General features: G+C 64.9%; 23 protein-coding genes. 22 read left to right on the top strand and 1 reads right to left on the bottom strand.

Going from position 1 to position 21,267, the window contains the following annotated elements; all coding sequences use genetic code 11:
- Positions 1 to 103: 103 nt before the first annotated feature.
- Together ARC39_RS12965 and ARC39_RS12960 are read left to right on the top strand one after the other, a co-directional pair.
- Complete coding sequence (locus ARC39_RS12965; RefSeq protein WP_068115065.1) at positions 104 to 973, top strand: hydroxymethylglutaryl-CoA lyase; 870 nt, start codon at positions 104 to 106, stop codon at positions 971 to 973.
- Positions 974 to 1,111: 138 nt separating this feature from the next.
- Positions 1,112 to 1,897 (top strand): crotonase/enoyl-CoA hydratase family protein, encoded by a 786-nt coding sequence (locus tag ARC39_RS12960; RefSeq protein WP_068115063.1) that lies wholly within the window; start codon positions 1,112 to 1,114, stop codon positions 1,895 to 1,897.
- 658 nt (positions 1,898 to 2,555) lie between these two features.
- Here ARC39_RS12960 and ARC39_RS12955 read toward each other — a convergent pair.
- Complete coding sequence (locus tag ARC39_RS12955) at positions 2,556 to 3,248, bottom strand: helix-turn-helix transcriptional regulator (protein ID WP_236545251.1); 693 nt, start codon at positions 3,246 to 3,248, stop codon at positions 2,556 to 2,558.
- Between the two features lie 185 nt (positions 3,249 to 3,433).
- On the opposite strand from ARC39_RS12955, the gene ARC39_RS12950 reads away from it, so the two are divergent.
- The 20 genes from ARC39_RS12950 (at position 3,434) to ARC39_RS12860 (ending at position 21,267) form a co-directional block, all read left to right on the top strand.
- Positions 3,434 to 3,790, top strand: a complete 357-nt coding sequence (locus tag ARC39_RS12950) for a VOC family protein (protein ID WP_068115058.1) — start codon at positions 3,434 to 3,436, stop codon at positions 3,788 to 3,790.
- Between the two features lie 487 nt (positions 3,791 to 4,277).
- A complete protein-coding gene (locus ARC39_RS12945; protein WP_068115056.1) occupies positions 4,278 to 4,643 on the top strand; it encodes an NADH-quinone oxidoreductase subunit A in 366 nt (121 codons plus the stop codon).
- Positions 4,634 to 5,167 carry a NuoB/complex I 20 kDa subunit family protein gene (locus tag ARC39_RS12940; RefSeq protein WP_068115054.1) on the top strand — a complete coding sequence of 178 codons (534 nt, stop codon included), beginning with the start codon at positions 4,634 to 4,636 and terminating at the stop codon, positions 5,165 to 5,167. Before ARC39_RS12945 ends, ARC39_RS12940 begins: the two co-directional genes overlap by 10 nt.
- 99 nt (positions 5,168 to 5,266) lie before the next feature.
- Complete coding sequence (locus tag ARC39_RS12935) at positions 5,267 to 5,875, top strand: NADH-quinone oxidoreductase subunit C (protein WP_068115053.1); 609 nt, start codon at positions 5,267 to 5,269, stop codon at positions 5,873 to 5,875.
- Positions 5,872 to 7,119 (top strand): NADH-quinone oxidoreductase subunit D, encoded by a 1,248-nt coding sequence (locus tag ARC39_RS12930; protein WP_068115051.1) that lies wholly within the window; start codon positions 5,872 to 5,874, stop codon positions 7,117 to 7,119. Before ARC39_RS12935 ends, ARC39_RS12930 begins: the two co-directional genes overlap by 4 nt.
- Positions 7,120 to 7,131: 12 nt before the next feature.
- Entirely contained in the window at positions 7,132 to 7,689 is a 558-nt protein-coding gene (locus ARC39_RS12925) for a hypothetical protein (RefSeq protein ID WP_068115049.1), read from the top strand.
- Positions 7,689 to 8,804: an NADH-quinone oxidoreductase subunit NuoE gene (gene nuoE / locus ARC39_RS12920; protein ID WP_068115048.1), complete on the top strand. Its 1,116-nt coding sequence runs from the start codon at positions 7,689 to 7,691 to the stop codon at positions 8,802 to 8,804. The genes ARC39_RS12925 and nuoE overlap by 1 nt, the downstream gene beginning before the upstream one ends.
- 16 nt (positions 8,805 to 8,820) lie before the next feature.
- Complete coding sequence (locus ARC39_RS12915) at positions 8,821 to 9,051, top strand: DUF5337 family protein (protein ID WP_149866414.1); 231 nt, start codon at positions 8,821 to 8,823, stop codon at positions 9,049 to 9,051.
- A gap of 11 nt (positions 9,052 to 9,062) precedes the next feature.
- A complete protein-coding gene (gene nuoF / locus ARC39_RS12910) occupies positions 9,063 to 10,343 on the top strand; it encodes an NADH-quinone oxidoreductase subunit NuoF (RefSeq protein ID WP_068115045.1) in 1,281 nt (426 codons plus the stop codon).
- A 182-nt stretch (positions 10,344 to 10,525) separates the two neighbouring features.
- Positions 10,526 to 10,975, top strand: coding sequence for a DUF5333 family protein (locus tag ARC39_RS12905; protein WP_068115044.1), 450 nt, complete (start codon positions 10,526 to 10,528; stop codon positions 10,973 to 10,975).
- Between the two features lie 301 nt (positions 10,976 to 11,276).
- Positions 11,277 to 11,432, top strand: a complete 156-nt coding sequence (locus tag ARC39_RS25855; protein ID WP_161470968.1) for a hypothetical protein — start codon at positions 11,277 to 11,279, stop codon at positions 11,430 to 11,432.
- 625 nt (positions 11,433 to 12,057) lie between these two features.
- Entirely contained in the window at positions 12,058 to 14,085 is a 2,028-nt protein-coding gene (nuoG, locus tag ARC39_RS12900) for an NADH-quinone oxidoreductase subunit NuoG (RefSeq protein WP_068115043.1), read from the top strand.
- A gap of 5 nt (positions 14,086 to 14,090) precedes the next feature.
- Positions 14,091 to 14,492, top strand: coding sequence for a YNQ4 family lipoprotein (locus tag ARC39_RS12895; RefSeq protein ID WP_068115042.1), 402 nt, complete (start codon positions 14,091 to 14,093; stop codon positions 14,490 to 14,492).
- Between the two features lie 15 nt (positions 14,493 to 14,507).
- A complete protein-coding gene (nuoH, locus tag ARC39_RS12890) occupies positions 14,508 to 15,545 on the top strand; it encodes an NADH-quinone oxidoreductase subunit NuoH (RefSeq protein ID WP_068115041.1) in 1,038 nt (345 codons plus the stop codon).
- Between the two features lie 4 nt (positions 15,546 to 15,549).
- Entirely contained in the window at positions 15,550 to 16,044 is a 495-nt protein-coding gene (nuoI, locus tag ARC39_RS12885) for an NADH-quinone oxidoreductase subunit NuoI (RefSeq protein WP_068115039.1), read from the top strand.
- Entirely contained in the window at positions 16,041 to 16,445 is a 405-nt protein-coding gene (locus ARC39_RS12880; protein WP_068115037.1) for a carboxymuconolactone decarboxylase family protein, read from the top strand. The genes nuoI and ARC39_RS12880 overlap by 4 nt, the downstream gene beginning before the upstream one ends.
- Before the next feature lie 5 nt (positions 16,446 to 16,450).
- On the top strand, positions 16,451 to 17,074 hold the full coding sequence (locus ARC39_RS12875) for an NADH-quinone oxidoreductase subunit J (RefSeq protein WP_068115035.1): 624 nt from the start codon (positions 16,451 to 16,453) through the stop codon (positions 17,072 to 17,074).
- A gap of 136 nt (positions 17,075 to 17,210) precedes the next feature.
- The gene (nuoK, locus tag ARC39_RS12870) at positions 17,211 to 17,516 is read left to right on the top strand and encodes an NADH-quinone oxidoreductase subunit NuoK (protein WP_068115034.1); all 306 of its coding nucleotides are present in this window, start codon (positions 17,211 to 17,213) and stop codon (positions 17,514 to 17,516) included.
- A gap of 5 nt (positions 17,517 to 17,521) precedes the next feature.
- Entirely contained in the window at positions 17,522 to 19,711 is a 2,190-nt protein-coding gene (nuoL, locus tag ARC39_RS12865; protein ID WP_068115032.1) for an NADH-quinone oxidoreductase subunit L, read from the top strand.
- A gap of 5 nt (positions 19,712 to 19,716) precedes the next feature.
- Positions 19,717 to 21,267, top strand: coding sequence for an NADH-quinone oxidoreductase subunit M (locus ARC39_RS12860; protein WP_068115030.1), 1,551 nt, complete (start codon positions 19,717 to 19,719; stop codon positions 21,265 to 21,267).

Genomic DNA, 21,267 nt, shown 5'->3' with positions numbered 1-21,267 from the left:
GCCCCCTCGGCGGCGTGCTGGCGCACTTGCTCGGGGTTGGGCCGGGCGCGCGCGCGGCGCGCGCCACGGGGAAACCTGCGGGAACGGGGGGGCACTGGGAGGCGTGATGGATAGCGTTGAGATCTTCGAGGTCGGTCCACGCGACGGGCTGCAAAACGAACCCCATCCGATTGCCGTCGCCGACAAGATTCGGTTGGTGGATCTGCTCGGACGGGCCGGATTCCGGCGGATCGAGGTTGCGAGTTTCGTAAGTCCGAAGTGGGTGCCGCAGATGGCGAGTTCGGACGAGGTTCTGGCCGGGATCGACCGGGTCGCCGGCGTCTCTTACGCGGCGCTGGTGCCGAACCTGATGGGACTGGAACGAGCGGTGGCGGCAGGGGCTGACGAGGTGGCGGTGTTCGTCAGCGCCTCCGAAGGGTTCAGTCGTGCCAATCTCAACTGTTCCATCGATGAGAGTTTCGCGCGGATCGCGCCGGTGGTTGCGGCGGCGGCGGATGTCGGCCTACCCGTACGCGGCTATGTCTCCTGTGTCACCGATTGCCCGTTCGACGGGGCCGTTCCCCCGGCGCAGGTTGTGCGAACCGCCGAGCGTCTGGCGGCACTCGGGGTCTACGAGATCTCCCTCGGTGACACCATCGGGCGGGCTACGCCCAAAACTATTGGCGCAATGCTCGACGCGGTATTGGCCGCACTTCCGCCAGACTGCCTGGCGGGACATTATCACGACACAGGGGGACGGGCATTGGACAACATCGCCCTGTCCCTGGAGCGCGGCCTGCGGGTTTTCGACGGGTCTGTCGGCGGGCTTGGTGGATGTCCCTACGCGCCGGGTGCAGCCGGGAACGTTGCGACCGAGGCGGTGCTGGCGCGTCTGCAGGCCATGGGGCTGGATGTCGGTCTCGATGCCGACGCGGTGGCCGAGGCAGCGAACTTCGCAGTGTCCTTGCGGGGCAAGAATCGAGACCAGGCGTGATACGGAGACAGCGCCGCAGGCGCTGCGCGGCCCGACTCCGAGGGAGGCAGCAGTGCCGGCGATTGATCGGGGCGGGGGGCTATCGGCGCGTTGTGTGGGGCGGACGGATTTGGCGCGAACAGGCAGGAGGGGACGAGGATGGAAAACGTAGCTGTGACGGTGGACATGCGCGGCGTGGCGCGCCTCTCGCTGGCGCGGGCTGAGAAACACAATGCGCTGTCGGCGCGGATGATGGATGAGGTGACCGACGCCACGAACCGGCTCGGCGCCGATCCCGCTGTTCGGGTCATCGTGCTGGCGGGCGAGGGGCGCTCGTTCTGCGCGGGGGGCGACCTTGGTTGGATGCAGGCTCAGCGAGACGCGGGTGCGGCGGCGCGTGCGAGAGAGGCGACGCGGCTGGCGCGGATGCTTCAGGCGCTGAATACCTGCCCCAAGCCGCTGATCGGCCGGGTTCACGGGAATGCGTTCGGCGGCGGACTGGGGCTGATCTCGGTCTGCGACGTTGCGGTGGCCGCCGAGACGGCGCGTTTCGGGTTCACGGAGACCCGGCTGGGCCTCATCCCCGCGACCATCGGGCCCTACGTGGTGGCGCGCATGGGGGAGGCGATGGCGCGGCGGGTGTTCATGTCGGCGCGGCTGTTCCCGGCGGGCGAGGCGCAGGCACTGGGGCTGCTGGCGCGGTCGGTGCCGGCGGAGGAACTCGACGCGGCGGTGGAGGCGGAGGTGACCCCGTATCTTTCGGTCGCACCGGGGGCGGTTTCGGAGGCCAAGGCGCTGCTGCGCCGCCTCGGGCCGGCCATCGACGAGGCGACCATCGCGGAGACGGTCGAGGCGCTGGCCCGCAGATGGGAGAGCGAGGAGGCGGCGGAGGGGATCGCGGCCTTCTTCGAGAAGCGGCCGGCACGGTGGCACGACCAGAGCTAGGGGATGGAAGAGACCGGGTGTCTCATCGTGAGACATCTTCACGACACAATAAAATCAGTGGGTTGCAGGGGCGTCTTCACGATTTCTTAGGGATTTCGACGCGTCGGGGGACGAGACACCATTCGCGTTGGCGCCGGGATGGCCGAAGCGGCGCCCGAGGCAAGTGCCTCCACGAGCCCCACGGTCGCAGGTGCCTCGTCCGGACGTTTCCGTCTGTCTCCAACTCCGGCCGAGTTTGCCGGTAACAGCTTCAACAACGGGGTGCGAACGGCAGACGCGCACGCGCCGGACGATTCACGACGTGCGACGCTGGTGTGTGGATCGCAATAGCCGCCGCGGAAGGGACGCACACGGTCTGACGATCTTGGGAACCAGTGCCACGCGGGCCGCGCCGGACACCATATCGAAGGGCCGGGTTCGTGCGACCCGCCGTGGCGGACGGAATGCAAGATCCTTGGGACAGGGCGCCTTCGGTCAGAGTGCGGTGTTGGGATATCGAGGGCATTTGGCGATTGGGCAAAGGGAATGTGCCCTGTCCCGGGACGCGCGCGACGAGCCGGGACGGAGCCGTGCCGGGGCAGGGTCAGGTCCGAGGACGATCCGATCACCGAAGCTTGACCGCCGCAAAGATCGCTTGCTGCGCAGACGGACAGCGCGATCAGCCCAGAAGACCGTCACTGACCAGGGACTGCTGGAACGTCGCCTTTGGCAACAGGCGGAACTGGGCGCCTTGCCCATTGGCGGAAAGAATCCGGTCGCATCTGAATGTCCGCGGCGCTTGCCTGAGATGATCCTGCGCGACCACATACCAGACCGGATATTTCAGCAGGAGATAGTGAGGCTCGATCACGCGGTCAGACGTGGTGCCGTCTTCTCTCCGATAGCGTATCTCCAGCGTTTCCTGATCAACAAAGGCCCTGTGCAGGGATTGCACGACGCGCGCCGGTGGGGTGTTGACGCTTTGTTGAACATAGGTGGATGCCGTGACTCCGATCAGAATGCGCGACTTGAGGCTGTTCACCCTGTCGCGTTTGGCGGGGGAGAAAGAGGCCACCAACTGTCGCCTCACCGAGCCGAGGCTCGCAAGGAACATGGGGGAGTTCATTTGCTCGGCGACAGCGATGCTGATGAGAAGGTCGACCGCCTCGGAATAGCTCAGGTTCAGCCGGCCAACCCCCCAGTTTCGGTCGAGACGCACCCCGCCGCCGCGTCCGCGATCCGCGTCGATCTGCATACCCTGATCCCGCATGAGGGACAGATCCCGTGCGATCGTGCGCGCGCTGACACCATGCTGTCGGGCAAGGTCCGCGACGGTGCAATGCGCCTCTTGCTTCAGCTGAACGGCCAGCATTTCCATTCGCCTCAGCCTGCCATGTGCATTTGTCCGTGCCATGAATCAAATAAGACATAAATTGTCATAGTTATCCATATAGCGGGGATGAGAGTTTCGGATCGGGCCATGTCTGCCGCGCCGCGCTCTCTGCTTTGCGCCCCGGAGTGGGCAAGGATCAACGACTGCACATGGGAAACCAACAGATGAAGATGGATTATTTCGTCGTCGGAACGAACGACATGGCCGCAGCGGTGGCGTTTTACACCGGCTTATTCGAAGGGGCGGGCGTGAGTTGCGTCAGGCCATCGGACCGGATGACCTATTGGCTGGGCGAGGACTTCGCATTTGCGGCAGCGATCCCGTTCGACGAGCAGCCTGCCACGGGGGGCAATGGGACCATGATCGGTTTCAACGTGGGATCCGCAGACGAGGTCCGACGGTTTCACGAAAGAGCGCTCGCACTCGGGGGCAGGTGCGAGGGTGTGCCGGACCAGCGGGGACCGCGGTTCTCGGCCTACGCGCGGGACCCGGACGGAAACAAGCTGTGCTTTGCCGGCTAGGCGGCACGGGGGGCGCTGTGCCGCCAACCGCCGGTGATGGACCTTGGGGCGTGCGGCGCTATCTCTCACATCGTTAGAGGTCGGTCGCGCGGCATAGGTCGCGGGCGCGACCGGGATTGGAGGCGCGTGGTTTGTCAGAGTGGTGCGACGGGCAGCATGGATTACGGTGGTGTCTCGAAACGGCGCTGCACCTGGCCGCAGACCGAAGGGGCATGCCTAGGGTGGACAAATATCGTGCCAACGCCCGATCTCGCGGCGGTTTTCTGAGGTTTCGCGCAGGTGGCCCCGGCAGCGTGAAAGCGGTGAGAAACGGCGCAGGCCGGGCGCGTCGATTGCCGGGCACCGCTGGAGGCCGCCCTTGCCGAGACAGAACGCCGCTTGCCCGCGACACGCCGCCGGTTGACCCCGTCCGGGGGCGCGCGTAAACCGCGAGATAGCCCGAGACCACCCGCGTGCTATACCTACGCTGGCAGACAAGGAGCCAAACGTGGACGATCTTCTGAGAGAATACCTTCCGGTTCTCGTCTTCCTCGCCATTGCCATCGTATTCGGCATCATCTTCGTCGCCGCCGCGTGGCTTGTCGCGCCGTCCGATCCGGACCCCGAGAAGTCCAGCGCATATGAGTGCGGATTCAATGCCTTCGACGATGCGCGGATGAAGTTCGACATCCGGTTCTACCTGGTCTCGATCCTCTTCATCATCTTCGACCTCGAAGTGGCCTTCCTGTTCCCATGGGCGGTGTCCTTCGGCGAGATTTCCATGGCCGCCTTCTGGTCGATGATGGTCTTCCTGGCCGTCCTGACGGTGGGCTTCGCCTATGAATGGAAGAAGGGAGCCCTGGAATGGGAGTGAGCACGTCCCTCAACGACGCGGGTGCCGACAAGGAAGTCGTCGCCAAGGCGCTAGCCAAGGAGGTCTCCGACAAGGGGTTCCTCGTCACCTCCACGGCCGACGTGATCAACTGGGCGCGCACCGGCAGCCTGCACTGGATGACCTTCGGGCTCGCCTGCTGCGCCATCGAGATGATCCACGTCTCCATGCCGCGCTACGACCTCGAGCGGTTCGGCACCGCGCCGCGTGCAAGCCCGCGCCAGTCCGACATGATGATCGTCGCCGGTACGCTGACCAACAAGATGGCGCCGGCGCTGCGCAAGGTCTACGACCAGATGCCGGAGCCGCGCTACGTGCTGTCGATGGGCTCCTGCGCCAATGGCGGCGGGTATTACCACTACAGCTACTCGGTGGTGCGTGGCGTCGACCGGATCGTGCCGGTGGATGTCTACGTGCCGGGCTGCCCGCCGACGGCCGAGGCGCTGCTCTACGGGATCCTGCAGATGCAGCGGAAGATCCGCCGCGTGGGCACGATCACGCGCTGATTTCGTGCAGGTCGCGGGTTGGGCCCGCGGCGCACATGCCGATGGGCACGGACGACCGGATTTCCACGACCGGGACATGACGACAAGGACGACGCCGACATGAGCGAAGCACTGAAGGTTCTGGGCGAGCATATCGCCACCCGCCGCCCCGACTGCGTTGTGGACTGGCACGTGGCGCTCGACCAGCTCACCGTGGACGTGGCCCCCAATGCGATCGCCGGGTTGGTGGAATTTCTCAAGGCCGACAACAGCTGCCGGTTCACGCAGTTGATCGACATTACCGCGGTGGACCATCCGGAACGCGAGAAGCGTTTCACCATCGTGTACCACCTGCTGTCGATGCACCAGAACCAGCGGGTGCGGCTGCACGCGTCGGTGCGCGAGGACGAGAGCATCGCGTCCGTGACCGGGCTGTTCCCCAATGCGAACTGGTACGAGCGCGAGGTTTTCGACATGTTCGGGGTGCTGTTCTCCGGCCACCCGGACCTGCGGCGCATCCTGACCGATTACGGGTTCCGGGGACATCCGCTGCGCAAGGATTTCCCGACGTCCGGCTACGTGGAGCTGCGCTACGACGAGGTGTCCAAGCGCGTGGTCTACGAACCGGTGAAGCTGGTGCATGACTACAGGCAATACGATTACCTGTCGCCGTGGGAGGGCGCGAAATACATCCTGCCCGGGGACGAGAAGGCCGAGGACGCGAAATGATGGACGGCGATACCCGGGTAAACCGCTATGACGACGGATCGAGCGACGCGCTGACCGGCGAGCAGCAGATCCGCAACTTCAACATCAACTTCGGACCGCAACACCCTGCGGCGCACGGGGTTTTGCGGATGGTTCTGGAGCTTGACGGGGAGATCGTGGAGCGCGCCGACCCGCATATCGGCCTGCTGCACCGCGGCACCGAGAAGCTGATGGAGAGCCGCACCTACCTGCAGAACGCGCCCTACCTGGACCGGCTGGATTACTCTGCGCCGATGAACCAGGAGCACGCCTATTGCCTGGCAATCGAGAAGATGACGGGCGTGGAGGCGCCGCGCCGGGGCAGCCTCTTGCGGGTGCTCTTCGGGGAGCTGACGCGGATCGGCAACCACGTGATGAACGTGACCACGCAGGCGATGGACGTGGGCGCGCTGACGCCGCCGCTCTGGGGGTTCGAGCCGGGCCGGGAGGAGCTCTTCGTCTTCTTCGAACGCGCCTCGGGCGGGAGGATGCATTGCAACTACTTCCGCCCCGGCGGCGTGCATCAGGACATCACGCCCGACCTTCTCGACGACATCGAAGCCTGGTGCGAGCGCTTCCCGAAGGTGCTGGACGACCTTGACGAGCTGCTGACCGAAAACCGCATCTTCAAGCAACGCAACGTCGACATCGCCATCGTCACGCCGGAGGACGTGATGGACTGGGGCATGACCGGGCCGATGGCCCGCTCCGCCGGGCTCGCCTGGGACCTGCGCCGTGCGCAGCCCTACGAATGCTATGACGAGTTCGAGTTCCAGATCCCCGTAGGCAAGAACGGCGATTGCTATGATCGCTACCTGATCCGCATGGAGGAGATGCGGCAATCGGTGAAGATCTGCCAGCAAGCCATTGAAAAGCTGCGGCATCCAACAGGGCAGGGCGACGTTCTCGCGCGCGGCAAGCTGACACCGCCCAAGCGCGCCGACATGAAAACGTCGATGGAAGCGCTGATCCACCACTTCAAGCTCTATACCGAGGGCTTCAAGGTGCCGGCGGGCGAGTATTACTCCGCCGTGGAGGCGCCGAAGGGCGAATTCGGCGTCTATATCGTCGCCGACGGCACCAACAAGCCTTACCGGGTAAAGCTGCGCGCGCCGGGCTACACGCATTTGCAGTCCATGGACCACATCGGCAGCGGCCACCAGCTCGCCGACATGGCCGCCATCGTCGGCACGCTGGACATCGTGTTCGGCGAAGTGGACCGCTAGGACCGGCGGGCGATGTTTGGCGACAGCGGCAACACCTGGCTTGGCTCGGCGACCTTCTGGATCGCCGTGTCCACCGTTGCCGCCGCCATCTTCGTCGCCATTCAGGCCTGGTATGCGCGGGTGCAGGTGGTGGAAGCCTCCAATTCGCGGATTCTGGAACAGCAACTCGACATCTGCTTCGAGACCTTCGACGCGGCAACGCTGCTCGACGGGGAATTGCGGCAACTGGCCCGCGAGGGCGCCCACGCTGCGGAGTGGCCGCCAATGGTCCGGGCCGAGAGCGCCGCGGAGCTGGTTCGGTTCCAGAGGCGTGTGCCACCGCTGCTGGCGGGGCTGGAAAACGGGCTGATGAAGGCCGCCGTTCTGGCGCCGCTCGACAAGAACCGGGCCTATCTGGCCCAACAGATCACGGGGCTCGGTGAGCGCTTGCTGACCCTGAACCCCGCCCTGGCCGGCAAGGCCGACCCCGACGCGCAGGTGAAGGACGTCTTCGCCCGCTTAAGTGAATTCGTCGGCGCGCAGTACCTCGTGGGTGAGGGCTGCAAGACCGTCGCGCAGAGGACAAGCTGATGCTACGCCGTCTCCACCCCGTTCAGCCCGAGAGCTTTGCCTACACGCCGGCCAACCTGGCCTGGGCCGAGGCGCAGATCACCAAGTTCCCCGAAGGCCGGCAGGCGAGCGCGATCATCCCGCTTCTGTGGCGGGCGCAGGAGCAGGAAGGTTGGCTGAGCCGCCCGGCTATCGAATATGTCGCCGACATGCTGGGCATGGCCCATATCCGGGCGCTGGAAGTTGCAACATTCTACTTTATGTTCCAGTTGCAACCGGTTGGATCTGTTGCGAATGTCCAGATTTGCGGCACAACGACCTGCATGATCTGCGGCGCCGAGGACCTGATTTCCATCTGCCGGGAGAAGATCGCGCCGACGCCGCACACGCTGTCGGAGGACGGCAAATTCTCGTGGGAAGAGGTGGAGTGCCTCGGGGCCTGCACCAACGCGCCGATGGTGCAGATCGGCAAGGATTTCTACGAGGATCTGACGGCGGAGAGTTTCGTGGCGATCCTTGATGCGCTGGCATCAGGCGAGGTTCCCACGCCGGGGCCGCAGAATGGCCGCTATGGGTGCGAACCGCTGGGTGGCACGGTTGTGCTGACCGAGGGCAACGAGAATGCGGCCCCGCACAACGCCTCCGTGAGCCTGGCGCTTGCCCAGGGAGATACGGTGAAGCGCATCGACGGCACCGAAGTGCCGCTGCTGACGCCCTGGGCCGACCGCGGTGGCCGGCCCGCCGTTTCCGCCGCGACCGCGGACGCGACCGTTGCCGAGGCCCCCGCGCCGAAGCCCGCCCCGGCTGCCAAACCGGCGCCCGCGCCAAAGGCGAAAGCTGCGCCCGCAGAACCCGTGGTCACGGAGGGCACGCGCCCGCAGGCGCTGGATGCGCCGCGTGACGGCGCGGCCGACGATCTGAAGAAGATCAAGGGGATCGGGCCGAAGCTTGAACAGCTCTGCAATTCGCTCGGCTTCTACCATTTCGACCAGATTGCCGCCTGGACCGCCGACGAGATCGCCTGGGTCGACCAGAACCTCGAAGGGTTCAAGGGCCGTGTGACCCGCGACGAATGGGTGGCGCAGGCAAAGATCCTCGCCGGCGGTGGCGAGACCGAATTCTCGGCGCGCAACTGACGGGATGGAGCCGGCGATGACCCGCGACAGCGATTTCGACCGCGCATTCGCCCGCCGGGGGCGGGTGGTGGCCGTGGTGATCGCGGCGGCGGGGTTGCTGGCGATATTCGCGCCGGTGCTGGTGCAGGTCACGGGCTTGCCCGCGCGCTATGAAATGTTGTTCTATTTCGCCTCGCTGGCGGCCTTCGTCTGGGCGCTCGTGGTGGCACTCCGGATGTGGCGCAGCCGGTCCGGCGACCAGGGATGAGAGGATAAGAGATGCTGCAGGATCAGGACAGGATCTTCACCAACATCTACGGGCTCAAGGAGCGTAGCCTGGCCGGTGCCAAGGCGCGCGGGATCTGGGACGGGACGGCCGACATCATCAAGCGCGGCCCGGAGAAGATCATCGAGGAGATGAAGGCGTCCGGCCTGCGCGGGCGCGGCGGCGCCGGGTTCCCCACCGGGCTCAAGTGGTCCTTCATGCCGCGCGAGAGCGACGGGCGGCCGCATTACCTCGTGATCAACGCCGACGAATCCGAGCCCGCGACCTGCAAGGACCGGGAGATCATGCGGCACGATCCGCATCACCTGATCGAGGGTGCGCTGATCGCCTCCTTCGCGATGGGCGCGCATCAGGCCTATATCTACATCCGTGGCGAGTTCATCCGCGAGCGCGAGGCGCTGCAGGCGGCGATCGACGAATGCTACGACGCGGGGCTGCTGGGGCCGAATGCCGCCGGGTCGGGCTGGGATTTCGACCTGTATCTGAGCCATGGCGCGGGGGCCTATATCTGCGGCGAGGAAACCGCGCTGATCGAGAGCCTCGAAGGCAAGAAGGGGATGCCGCGGATGAAGCCGCCGTTCCCGGCCGGTGCGGGGCTTTATGGGTGCCCGACCACGGTGAACAACGTGGAGTCCATTGCCGTGGTGCCGACGATCCTGCGCCGGGGCGGCGAGTGGTTCGCGTCCTTCGGCCGTCCCAACAACACGGGTACCAAGCTTTTCGCGCTGACGGGCCACGTGAACACGCCCTGCGTGTTCGAGGAAAGCATGTCCATGTCCATGCGGGAGATGATCGAGAAATACGGTGGCGGCGTGCGCGGCGGCTGGGACAACCTGAAGGCGGTGATCCCCGGCGGCGCCTCCTGTCCGGTGCTGCCGGCCTCGATGTGCGACGAGGCGATCATGGATTTCGACTGGATGCGTGAGAACAAGTCCTCTCTGGGCACCGGCTGCATGATCGTTATGGACCAGAGCACGGATGTGGTGAAGGCAATCTGGCGGCTTTCGGCCTTCTTCAAGCACGAGAGCTGCGGGCAATGTACGCCGTGCCGCGAGGGCACCGGCTGGATGATGCGGGTGATGGACCGGCTGGTGCGGGGCGAGGCGGAGGTCGAGGAGATCGACATGCTCCTCGATGTGACCAAGCAGGTCGAAGGGCATACGATCTGCGCCCTTGGCGATGCCGCCGCCTGGCCGATCCAGGGGCTGATCCGGCATTTCCGCGACGACATCGAATGGCGGATCAAGAACAAGCCGGGGATCGCGGCGGAATAGCAGTGAAGCCGGGGCCGGGCCCGGACAGCGAAGGCGCGGTTCCGCCAGGTTTCGAGCCAGCTCGATGCGAGGCCTGGGGAACGCGGTTTGCCGCCAACAGACGTGGGGACCTGACGGGGTCGCGTAAGCGGTTCCCGGACAGCGCAGATAGCGTGCAGGTCGGCTAGGTGAGAGGGCGTGGTATGGGACTTCGACGGGCATACGTGCCGGCACTTGTCATCTGGAGCGTGGCTTTCGGTGCCGCGGCTCAGGAACCGCAGCCCGCGCCCGGCTACTTCCTCGAAACGATCGTCGCGACAACCACGGCGCAGAACCTCGCGTTGGCATGCCCCTACCTGAGTTTCGACATTTTCCGCGCCTCGACGGTATCTGACGACGTTCTGGCGCGGCTGGCCGACGATGGGTTCGACGCGAAGAACCTCGAAGCCACCATGGCGGACCCCGCCGACGAGATACGGCGGATGCAGCAGGCGTTTCTGGTCAAGCATGGGCTTCCCAGAGACGGGGCGGATTTCGAGGCCGTCTGTGCCGCCGGGCTTGCGGAGATCGCAGAGGGGACGGCCATTGGTGGGTTCCTGACGGAGATCACGGGCGAGGATGCCGTGGACCCGACCGAGAAGGCCAGCGAATAGGTCGTGTTTTGCGCCCGGGGCGCGGTATGCGCGGGGCGCCGGCTGCGCCGCTGATCGCGGTTTCAGGACCGGCTCAGGGCGCGTCTCCCTGTTGCTTCATGTAGAGGCCGGACCGTCGGTGCGCCCGGCGTGGCCCGTGGTGGCCTGCGCAGCATTGCCGGCGTTGGCCGTATCGGGAACGATTTCCCTAAGATGTTATCGGAAGTTAACGGGCTGATATTGAATAGCGGGCATCCTTGTTCCCAGTTCGGGTAAAGCGCCCCGGCACGCGGGGCCTCGAAGGCAGGCAAGGAATAGACGGATGTTCAAGAAAATCACGGTCGCAATGGCGCTCCTGGCAGGTTTCACGCTTCTGGTTTCTGCCAGCCATGCCTTTTCGGGCTCTGTGGAGGCCAGCGCCGCGCTTTCGGAGACTGCCCGCATCGAAGGGGTGATCCCGTCCGGTGAGGCGAGCTAACGCCTGTCGGCTTCGTTTGTGGTCACGCGACATGCTCCCGCCACGTAAGTCCGCACATCCGCGACGTGAAATCCGGTTCCCTGTGCTGTGCGACAAGCCCTGTTGAAGGGGGCGGTTCACCGTAGTCGAACCCTTATGTCCCGGTCGCCGGGCCGGGCCGGAATGACGCGCCGCGCGGGTCCGGTTCGCAAGGATAGGCTGAACGATCGGCTGCCCGCGACGGCAAAGTCCCCCAACGGATTGGAAGTTTAGCATCATCTATAACGTCACATCCGCCTGTCCGGGCGGACCGGCGATGCGTGGCGGTTCTCCATCCTCGTTCCACGCAGGGTTCGGGGCGCAGGGAAGAGGGGCGGCTTGGGGCGGTGATGTGGCCGGCTGGCGTCCCGTTTCTACACCCGTATTTCAGCGGAATTGTCCGACGGTGGCGCGGTAGGGCGCCACTCCGCAGACGGCGGTGAGTCGGGGTGTTTGCTGCCTGCGGCAGTTCTCACGGTTGCGCGGCGAAATCGCAGATTGGACTTCTCCGGAGAAGCCGTTAGAGAGGGTGCCAGCACGGAGCCGGAGTGGCGCATTGCCTCCGGTGGCCAGGAGGGGAAACCCGCGACGGAGCTGGAGGCAGCGCATGAGTGACCTACGCACCATCATCATTGACGGACAGGAGGTCGCGTGCGACCCGGCGATGACCCTGATCCAGGCCTGCGAGCAGGCTGGTATCGAGGTTCCGCGGTTCTGCTATCACGAACGTCTGTCGATTGCCGGTAACTGCCGGATGTGCTTGGTGGAAGTGGTCGGCGGCCCCCCGAAACCCGCGGCCTCCTGCGCGATGCAGGTGAAGGATCTGCGCCCGGGCCGCAATGGCGAGCCACCGGAGATCAAGACCAATTCGCCCATGGTCAAGAAGGCGCGCGAAGGGGTGATGGAGTTCCTGCTCATCAACCACCCGCTCGACTGCCCGATCTGCGACCAGGGCGGCGAATGCGACCTGCAGGACCAGGCGATGGCCTACGGGGTGGATTTCTCCCGCTTCCGGGAGCCGAAGCGCGCGGCAGAGGATCTGGACCTCGGGCCGCTCGTGGAAACCCACATGACGCGCTGCATCTCCTGCACCCGCTGCGTACGCTTCACCACCGAGGTCGCCGGGATCAGCCAGATGGGCCAGACCGGGCGCGGCGAGGATTCGGAGATCACCTCCTATCTGGGGGAGACGCTGAACTCCAACATGCAGGGCAATATCATCGACCTGTGTCCGGTGGGTGCGCTGGTCTCCAAACCCTATGCGTTCACTGCCCGGCCGTGGGAACTGACCAAGACCGAGACCATCGACGTGATGGACGCGCTCGGCAGCAATACCCGCGTCGATACCAAGGGCCGCGAAGTGATGCGGATCATGCCGCGCAACAACGATGGCATCAACGAGGAGTGGCTGTCGGACAAGTCCCGCTTTGTCTGGGACGGGCTGCGCCGGCAACGGCTGGATCGGCCCTACGTGCGGGTCGACGGCAAGCTCAAGCCCGCGTCCTGGCCGGAGGCGCTTTCGGCCGCCGCGGCGGCGATGAAGGGCAAGAAGGTGGCTGGTCTGGTGGGCGATCTCGCCCCCGTCGAAGCGGCCTTCGCGCTCAAGCAACTGGTCGAGGGGCAGGGTGGCACGGTCGAGTGCCGCACCGATGGCGCGAAACTGCCCATCGGGAATCGCCTTGGCTATGTCGGTGACGCCACCATCGAGGATATCGACACCGCCGAGATGATCATGCTGATCGGCACCAACCCGCGTGTGGAGGCGCCGGTGCTGAACGCCCGCATCCGCAAGGCGTGGCTGGCCGGTGCGCTTGTTGGGGTCATCGGTCCGGAGATGGATCTGACCTACGATTACGACAGGATCGGGAACGACCGTGCCGCGCTTCAGATGGTGGCCAGCAAGGATCGCGACCGGGACGGACCGGACTATGCCAAGCCGAAGGTGATCATCGTCGGTCAGGGCGCGCTGCGCGAGGCCGATGGGGCGGCGGTTCTGGCCGCTGCCATGGAGCTGTGCAGAAAGGGCAATGCCAAGCTCATGATCCTGCACACCGCCGCCGCGCGCGTCGGGGCGATGGACGTGGGCGCGGTGACCGAGGGTGGCATGGAGGCGGCTATCGACGGGGCGGAGGTGATCTACAACCTTGGTGCGGACGAGGTGGACATCGCGGACGGGCCTTTCGTCATCTACCAGGGCAGCCACGGCGACCGAGGCGCGCACCGCGCCGATGTCATCCTGCCGGCGGCCGCCTGGGTGGAGGAGAGCGGGCTCTTCGTGAACACCGAGGGCCGGCCGCAAATGGCCATGCGGGCGGGTTTCCCGCCGGGTGAGGCGAAGGAAAACTGGGCGATCCTGCGGGCGCTGTCGGCGGAGCTGGAGGCAACCCAGCCGTGGAACAGCCTGGCGCAGTTGCGGCAGGCGCTGGTCGACGCGGTGCCCCATCTAGCGCAGCTTGACCAGGTGATCGAGAACTCCGGCGATGTGCTGGACGCCGGCCCGCTGGGCGACGCGGCGTTCCGCACGGCCATCGCGGATCACTACCTGACCAATCCCATCGCGCGGGCCAGCCAGCTGATGGCCGAGCTGTCGGCGCAGGCCAAGGCCCGGTCGGCGGCGCCGCTGGCCGCGGAGTAGGCGGCATGCGGCGGCGGGCAGGAGGGGCGGCGCTGTGTCTGGCCGCTCTGGCAGGCTGTGGCAACACCGCGCCGGCAGCGACCGAGCCCGCGGCGTTCGACCCGGTCTATCGCGGTATCGAAACCCGTCTGCTCGACGATGACCTCGTGTCATTCGTCGTGGAGATGGAGGGCGCGCGCGAGCTGTCCGACGTGACCGATTACGCGAATTGCGCCGCCGCCCAATACACGCTGATCCGTGGCTACGGATTTGCGCGACATGTCCGCACAAGACACGCACAAGAGGCTGGCGTTTGGCGTGCGGATGCGGTTTACACGATCTCGCCAGCGCTCCCGCAAGGATCGCAGCCGATTGATGCCGAAAAGGTCGTCGACGACTGCACCACGCGGGGCATACCTACGGTCTGAGGAAGATGAGGCACCATGGCTGATTTTCTGCAAACGAATCTGGGCATCCTGGTGCTGGTGACGGCACAGATCCTGTTGTTTGTGACCATCCTTTTCGTGTCGCTCGCCTTCCTGATGTATGCCGACCGCAAGATCTGGGCGGCGGTGCAGATGCGCAAGGGGCCGAACGTCGTGGGCGCCTTCGGGCTGCTCCAGAGCTTCGCCGATTTCCTGAAGTACATCGCCAAGGAAATCATCGTGCCCTCGGGCGCCGACAAGACGGTGTTCTTCCTCGCGCCGATGATCTCCTTCGTGCTGGCGCTGATCGCCTGGGTGGTGATCCCGTTCGGGGACGGCTGGGCGATTGCCGATCTGAACGTGGCCATCCTCTACGTCTTCGCCATGTCCTCGCTGGAGGTCTATGGCGTGATCATGGGCGGCTGGGCGTCGAACTCGAAATACCCGTTCCTCGGGTCGCTTCGGTCGGCGGCGCAGATGATTTCCTACGAGGTCTCCATCGGCCTCATCATCATCGGGGTGATCATCTCGGCGGGGTCGATGAACTTCACCGAGATCGTGCGGGCGCAGGACGGCTCCTTCGGGTTCTTCAACTGGTTCTGGCTGCCGCACCTGCCGATGGTGTTCCTGTTCTTCATATCGGCGCTGGCGGAGACGAACCGCCCGCCCTTCGACCTGCCGGAAGCGGAATCGGAGCTGGTGGCGGGCTACCAGGTGGAATATTCCTCAACGCCCTTCCTGCTCTACATGATGGGCGAGCTCATCGCGATCGTGCTGATGTGCGCGCTCGTCACGCTGCTGTTCTTCGGCGGCTGGCTGTCGCCCATTCCCGGCCTGCCGGACGGCGTGCTGTGGATGGTCGCCAAGATGTGCTTCTTCTTCTTCATCTTCGCCATGGTGAAGGCGATCGTGCCGCGCTACCGCTACGACCAGCTGATGCGGATCGGCTGGAAGGTGTTCCTGCCGATGTCGCTCGGCTGGGTCGTGATCGTGTCTTTCCTGGCGAAATTCGAGGTTCTCGGCGGCTTCTGGGCCCGCTGGGCGATTGGAGGCTGATCCGATGACCGCAATCGACTGGACCCGCGCCACAAAGTACTTCCTGCTCATGGACATGTTGAAGGGCTTCCAGCTCGGCATGAAGTATTTCATGGCGCCGAAGGCCACGGTGAATTACCCGCATGAGAAGGGCCCGCTCAGCCCGCGGTTCCGGGGCGAGCACGTGCTGCGCCGCTATCCGAACGGCGAGGAGCGCTGCATTGCCTGCAAGCTCTGCGAGGCGATCTGCCCGGCACAGGCCATCGTGATCGACGCCGAGCCGCGCGAGGACGGCTCGCGCCGCACCACGCGGTACGACATCGACATGACGAAGTGCATCTATTGCGGGTTCTGCCAGGAGGCCTGCCCGGTGGATGCCATTGTCGAGGGGCCGAACTTCGAGTTCGCCACCGAGACCCGCGAGGAGCTGTACTACAACAAGGAAAAGCTCCTGGAGAACGGCGAACGCTGGGAGGCGGAAATCGCCCGCAACATCGAACTGGATGCGCCGTACAGATGAGTGCCGATTTCGCCAAACTCTTCCAGACGATGATCGCGCAGAGCCAGGAGATGGCCAAGGCGATGAACCCGGCGTTGGAGCAATTCCAGATGCCCGACTTCTCCGCCTTCATGCCGACCATGCCGAAGGAAGCGATGGAAATGACCTTCGGCAAGACGTTCAACCCCGGCGGGCTGGATGCGAAAACCCGGCTCTTCGTGACGCTCGGTGCGCTGGTGGCGCAGGGGTCGCAGCTCGACCAGCAGATCAAGGTGACCGTGCGGCACGCGCTGGAAGCCGGGGCGACGCCGCAGGAGATTGCCGAGGTGATCGGCCAGATGTCCGTCTTCGGTGGCGTGCCGGCAATGACCAAGGCGATGCAACTCGCCCAGTCCGAGATTTCCGCGAAAGAGGAAGGCTGAACCCCATGACCGTCGTGCAGTTCGTATTCTACCTCTTCGCGCTGACGCTGCTCGTTGGCGGTATCTTCACGGTGATTTCCAAGAGCCCGGTGCATTCGGTGCTGTGGCTGATCCTGTCGTTCCTGTCCGGGGCCGGGCTGATGGTGCTGCTGGGGGCGGAGTTCGTCGCCATGCTGCTGATCATCGTCTACGTGGGCGCGGTGGCGGTGCTGTTCCTCTTCGTCGTCATGATGCTCGACGTGGATTTCGCCGAATTGCGGGCGGAAATGGCCAAGGGGCTGCCGCTGGCCGCTCTGATCGGCCTGGTGCTGATCATGCAGCTTGCCATGGCCTTCGGCGCCTGGGAAATCGGCGGCGGCGTGGAAATGCTCGATGCGCCGATGGCCACGCCCGAGGGGGCAGGGGACCATAACACGGCCGCGCTCGGGCTGTTGCTCTACGACAAGTACTTCGTGCTCTTCCAGCTGGCGGGCCTGATCCTCCTGGTGGCCATGATCGGCGCCATCGTGCTGACGATGCGCCACCGCAAGGACATCAAGCGGCAGGACATCCTCGCCCAGATGTACCGCGATCCGGCCAAGACGATGGAGCTGAAGGACATCAAGCCGGGGCAGGGCCTGGCGGAGTAAAGGGACTGGGCGGGCCGCACCGCGCGGCCCGGAATTCGTTACGAAGCGCCGCGAGACGGCGCAACGCACGGCGCCCCGCAGTGGGCGAAGACAAGGACGCCCGCCAAGGGCGGGGACAAGGATCGAGGGACCGCGCATGGTTCAACTGGAACAATACCTGGCCGTGGCCGCGACGCTTTTCGTCATCGGCATTTTCGGCATCTTCCTGAACCGGAAGAACGTGATCATCATCCTGATGTCGATCGAACTGGTGCTGCTCTCGGTCAATATCAACCTCGTCGCCTTCTCGTCTTTTCTCGGCGATCTCACGGGGCAGGTCTTCACGCTTTTCGTGCTGACCGTCGCCGCAGCCGAGGCCGCCATCGGGCTTGCGATCCTCGTCTGTTTCTTCCGCAACCGCGGCACCATCGCGGTGGAAGACATCAATAACATGAAGGGCTGAGGCACATGGCAACCATCATCCTCTTTGCCCCGCTGATCGGCGCCATCATCTGCGGTTTCTTCTGGCGGGTCATCGGCGAGAAGGCCGGTCAGATCACCGCAACGTCGCTGCTGTTCCTGTCCTTCTTTCTGAGTTGGATCGTGTTCTTCACCCATGACGGCGTGACCGAACACATCACCATCATGCGCTGGATCGACAGCGGGTCGCTGGTGGCCGACTGGGCGATCCGGCTCGACCGGCTGACGGCGATCATGCTCGTCGTAGTGACCACCGTCTCGGCCTTCGTCCACCTCTACAGCTTCGGCTACATGGCGCATGACAGCGCCTTCCCGGAGGACGAGCCGTACCGTGCCCGCTTCTTCGCGTTCCTGTCGCTCTTCACCTTCGCGATGCTGGCGCTGGTGACGGCGGACAACCTCGTGCAGATGTTCTTCGGCTGGGAGGGCGTGGGTCTCGCCTCCTACCTGCTGATCGGCTTCTACTACAAGAAGGAGAGCGCGGGCGAGGCGGCGATGAAGGCGTTCATCGTCAACCGCGTGGGCGATTTCGGCTTCGCGCTCGGCATCGCCGGGCTGTTCTTCATGGTCGATTCCGTGGCGCTGGACGATGTTTTCGCCGCCGCGCCGGAACTGGCCGAGACCTCCATCTCCTTCCTCTGGACCGATTGGAACGCGGCCAACCTGCTGGCCTTCCTGCTCTTCGTGGGTGCCATGGGCAAGTCGGCGCAGTTCCTGCTGCACACCTGGTTGCCGGACGCCATGGAAGGCCCGACCCCGGTTTCCGCGCTGATCCACGCCGCGACGATGGTGACGGCGGGCGTCTTCCTTGTCTGCCGCATGTCGCCGCTGATCGAATTCGCGCCGGGCGCGGCCACGGTGATCGTCTATATCGGCGCCATCACCGCCTTCTTCGCGGCGACGGTGGGGCTGGTGCAGAACGACATCAAGCGTGTCATCGCCTATTCGACCTGTTCGCAGCTTGGCTACATGTTCGTGGCCGCCGGCGTCGGCATGTACTCGGCCGCGATGTTCCACCTTCTGACGCACGCCTTCTTCAAGGCCATGCTGTTCCTCGGCGCGGGCTCCGTGATCCACGGGATGCACCACGAGCAGGACATGCGGAACTATGGCGCGCTCAAGGGCAAGTTCCCGGTGACCTACTGGATCATGATGATCGGCACGCTGGCGATCACCGGGGTCGGCATCCCGCTCACCTCGATCGGTTTCGCCGGGTTCCTGTCCAAGGACGCGATCATCGAAAGCGCCTGGGCGGGCGGTACGACGGCCTCCGGCTTTGCCTTCTGGGCGCTGGTCGTCGCGGCGCTGATGACCTCCTTCTACTCCTGGCGGTTGATGTTCCTGACCTTCCACGGCGAGGCGCGGGGCGACAAGCACACCCACGAGCATGCCCATGAGAGCCCGCGGGTCATGCTGATCCCGCTCTACGTGCTGGCCGCGGGGGCGATCTTCTCCGGCATGCTGTGGTACGGGTCCTTCTTCGGCCACACCGACAAGGTGGCGAAGTTCTACGGCATTCCGCTGGCCGGCGAGGTTCACGCCGAGGCGTCCATGGAGGGCCACACGGAGGCGACCCACGACGAGCACATGGCCGACGGGACGGCGGAGGCCGCGCATGGCGACGCCGCTGCGACCGCCCACGAGGACGAACATGCGACCGAGGCCGCCGCGGATCACGGCGACGACCATGCCGCCGACGGAGAGCATCATGCGGCCTTCGGCGGGCGTCCGGGCGAGGGGGCGATCTATTTCGCGCCCGACAACCACGTGCTCGACGATGCGCACGCCGCGCCGGCCTGGGTGAAGGTCTCGCCGTTCATCGCCATGTTGCTCGGCCTCGGCCTTGCGTACCTCTTCTATATCCGCAAGCCGGAGCTTCCCGCGAAGCTCGCGGAGAACCAGAAGCCGCTCTACCTCTTCCTGCTCAACAAGTGGTACTTCGACGAGATCTACGATGCGGTCTTCGTCAACCCGGTCCGGGCGCTTGGCCGGCTGCTGTGGAAGAAGGGCGACGGTGCGACCATCGACGGGGCGATCAACGGGCTCGCCATGGGGATCATCCCCTATTTCACGCGCCTCGCCGGACGGGCGCAGAGCGGATACCTCTTCCACTACGCCTTCGCCATGGTGCTGGGCATCGTCGTCCTCGTCACCTGGATGACGATCGCGGGGAACTGAGAGCCATGCAGAACCTGATCTCCATCATCACCTTCCTGCCGCTGATCGCGGCGCTGATCCTGGCGCTGTTCCTGAAGGGCGAGGACGAGGCGGCGCAACGCAACGCCAAGTGGCTGGCGCTCATCGCCACCACGGCGACGCTCTTCATCTCGCTCTTCCTGCTCTTCGGGTTCGACCCGTCGAATACCGATTTCCAGTTCGTCGAGGAGCGCGAATGGCTGCTCGGGCTGAAGTACAAGATGGGCGTGGACGGCATCTCGATCCTCTTCGTGATGCTGACGACCTTCCTGATGCCGATCACCATCGCCGCCTGCTGGGAGGTGAAGGTGCGGGTGAAGGAATACATGATCGCCTTCCTGGTGCTGGAAACGCTCATGCTGGGTGTCTTCACCGCGCTGGACCTCGTGCTCTTCTACCTCTTCTTCGAGGGCGGGCTGATCCCGATGTTCCTGATCATCGGCATCTGGGGCGGCAAGGACCGGATCTACGCGGCCTTCAAGTTCTTCCTCTACACCTTCCTCGGCTCGCTGCTGATGCTGGTGGCAATGATCGCCATGTATGTCGACGCCGGTACCACCGACATCCCGTCGCTGATGATGCACACCTTTGCATCGGAAACCTTCCCGGTCCTGGGCATCCAGATCGTCGGCGGCATGCAGACGCTGCTGTTCCTCGCCTTCTTCGCCTCCTTCGCGGTGAAGATGCCCATGTGGCCGGTCCACACCTGGCTGCCGGACGCCCACGTGCAGGCGCCCACCGCAGGCTCGGTGATCCTGGCCGCGGTGCTGCTGAAGATGGGCGGCTACGGCTTCCTGCGCTTCTCCCTGCCGATGTTCCCGGTGGGTTCGGAGGTCATGTCCACCTTCGTCTTCTGGCTTTCGGCCATCGCCATCGTCTATGCCTCCCTCGTGGCGCTGGCGCAGGAAGACATGAAGAAGCTCATCGCCTATTCCTCGGTCGCGCACATGGGCTATGTCACCATGGGGATCTTCACGGTGAACCAGCAGGGGCTCGACGGCGCCATCTTCCAGATGCTCAGCCACGGCTTCGTCTCCGGCGCGCTCTTCCTCATCGTCGGCGTCGTCTACGACCGGATGCACACCCGCGACATCGCGGCCTACGGCGGATTGATGGTGCGGATGCCGGTTTACGCGCTGATCTTCATGCTCTTCACCATGGCCAATGTGGGCCTGCCGGGCACCTCCGGCTTCATCGGCGAATTCCTCACCCTGATGGCGATCTTCCAGGTCAATACCTGGGTGGCGCTCGTGGCGACCTCCGGCGTGATCTTCTCCGCCGGCTATGCGCTCTGGCTCTACCGCCGGGTGATGCTGGGCGATCTGATCAAGGAGAGCCTCAAGACCATCAAGGACATGACCGGACGCGAGAAGGCGATCTTCGCGCCGCTGGTCGTCATGACCCTTCTGCTGGGCGTCTATCCCGCGCTCGTGACCGATGTCATCGGTCCCTCGGTCGAACATCTGATCGGCCAGTACGAGGTTGCCCTGAACGATTACACGCCCGCCACCGAACTGGCCCTGGCCGGAGACCACTGA

The organism is Tropicimonas marinistellae (assembly GCF_001509585.1).
In the GTDB taxonomy this organism is placed as follows: Bacteria; Pseudomonadota; Alphaproteobacteria; order Rhodobacterales; family Rhodobacteraceae; genus Tropicimonas; species Tropicimonas marinistellae.
The sequence above is the reverse complement of the archived record's forward strand: the minus strand, read 5'-3'. Positions and strand labels throughout refer to the sequence as shown.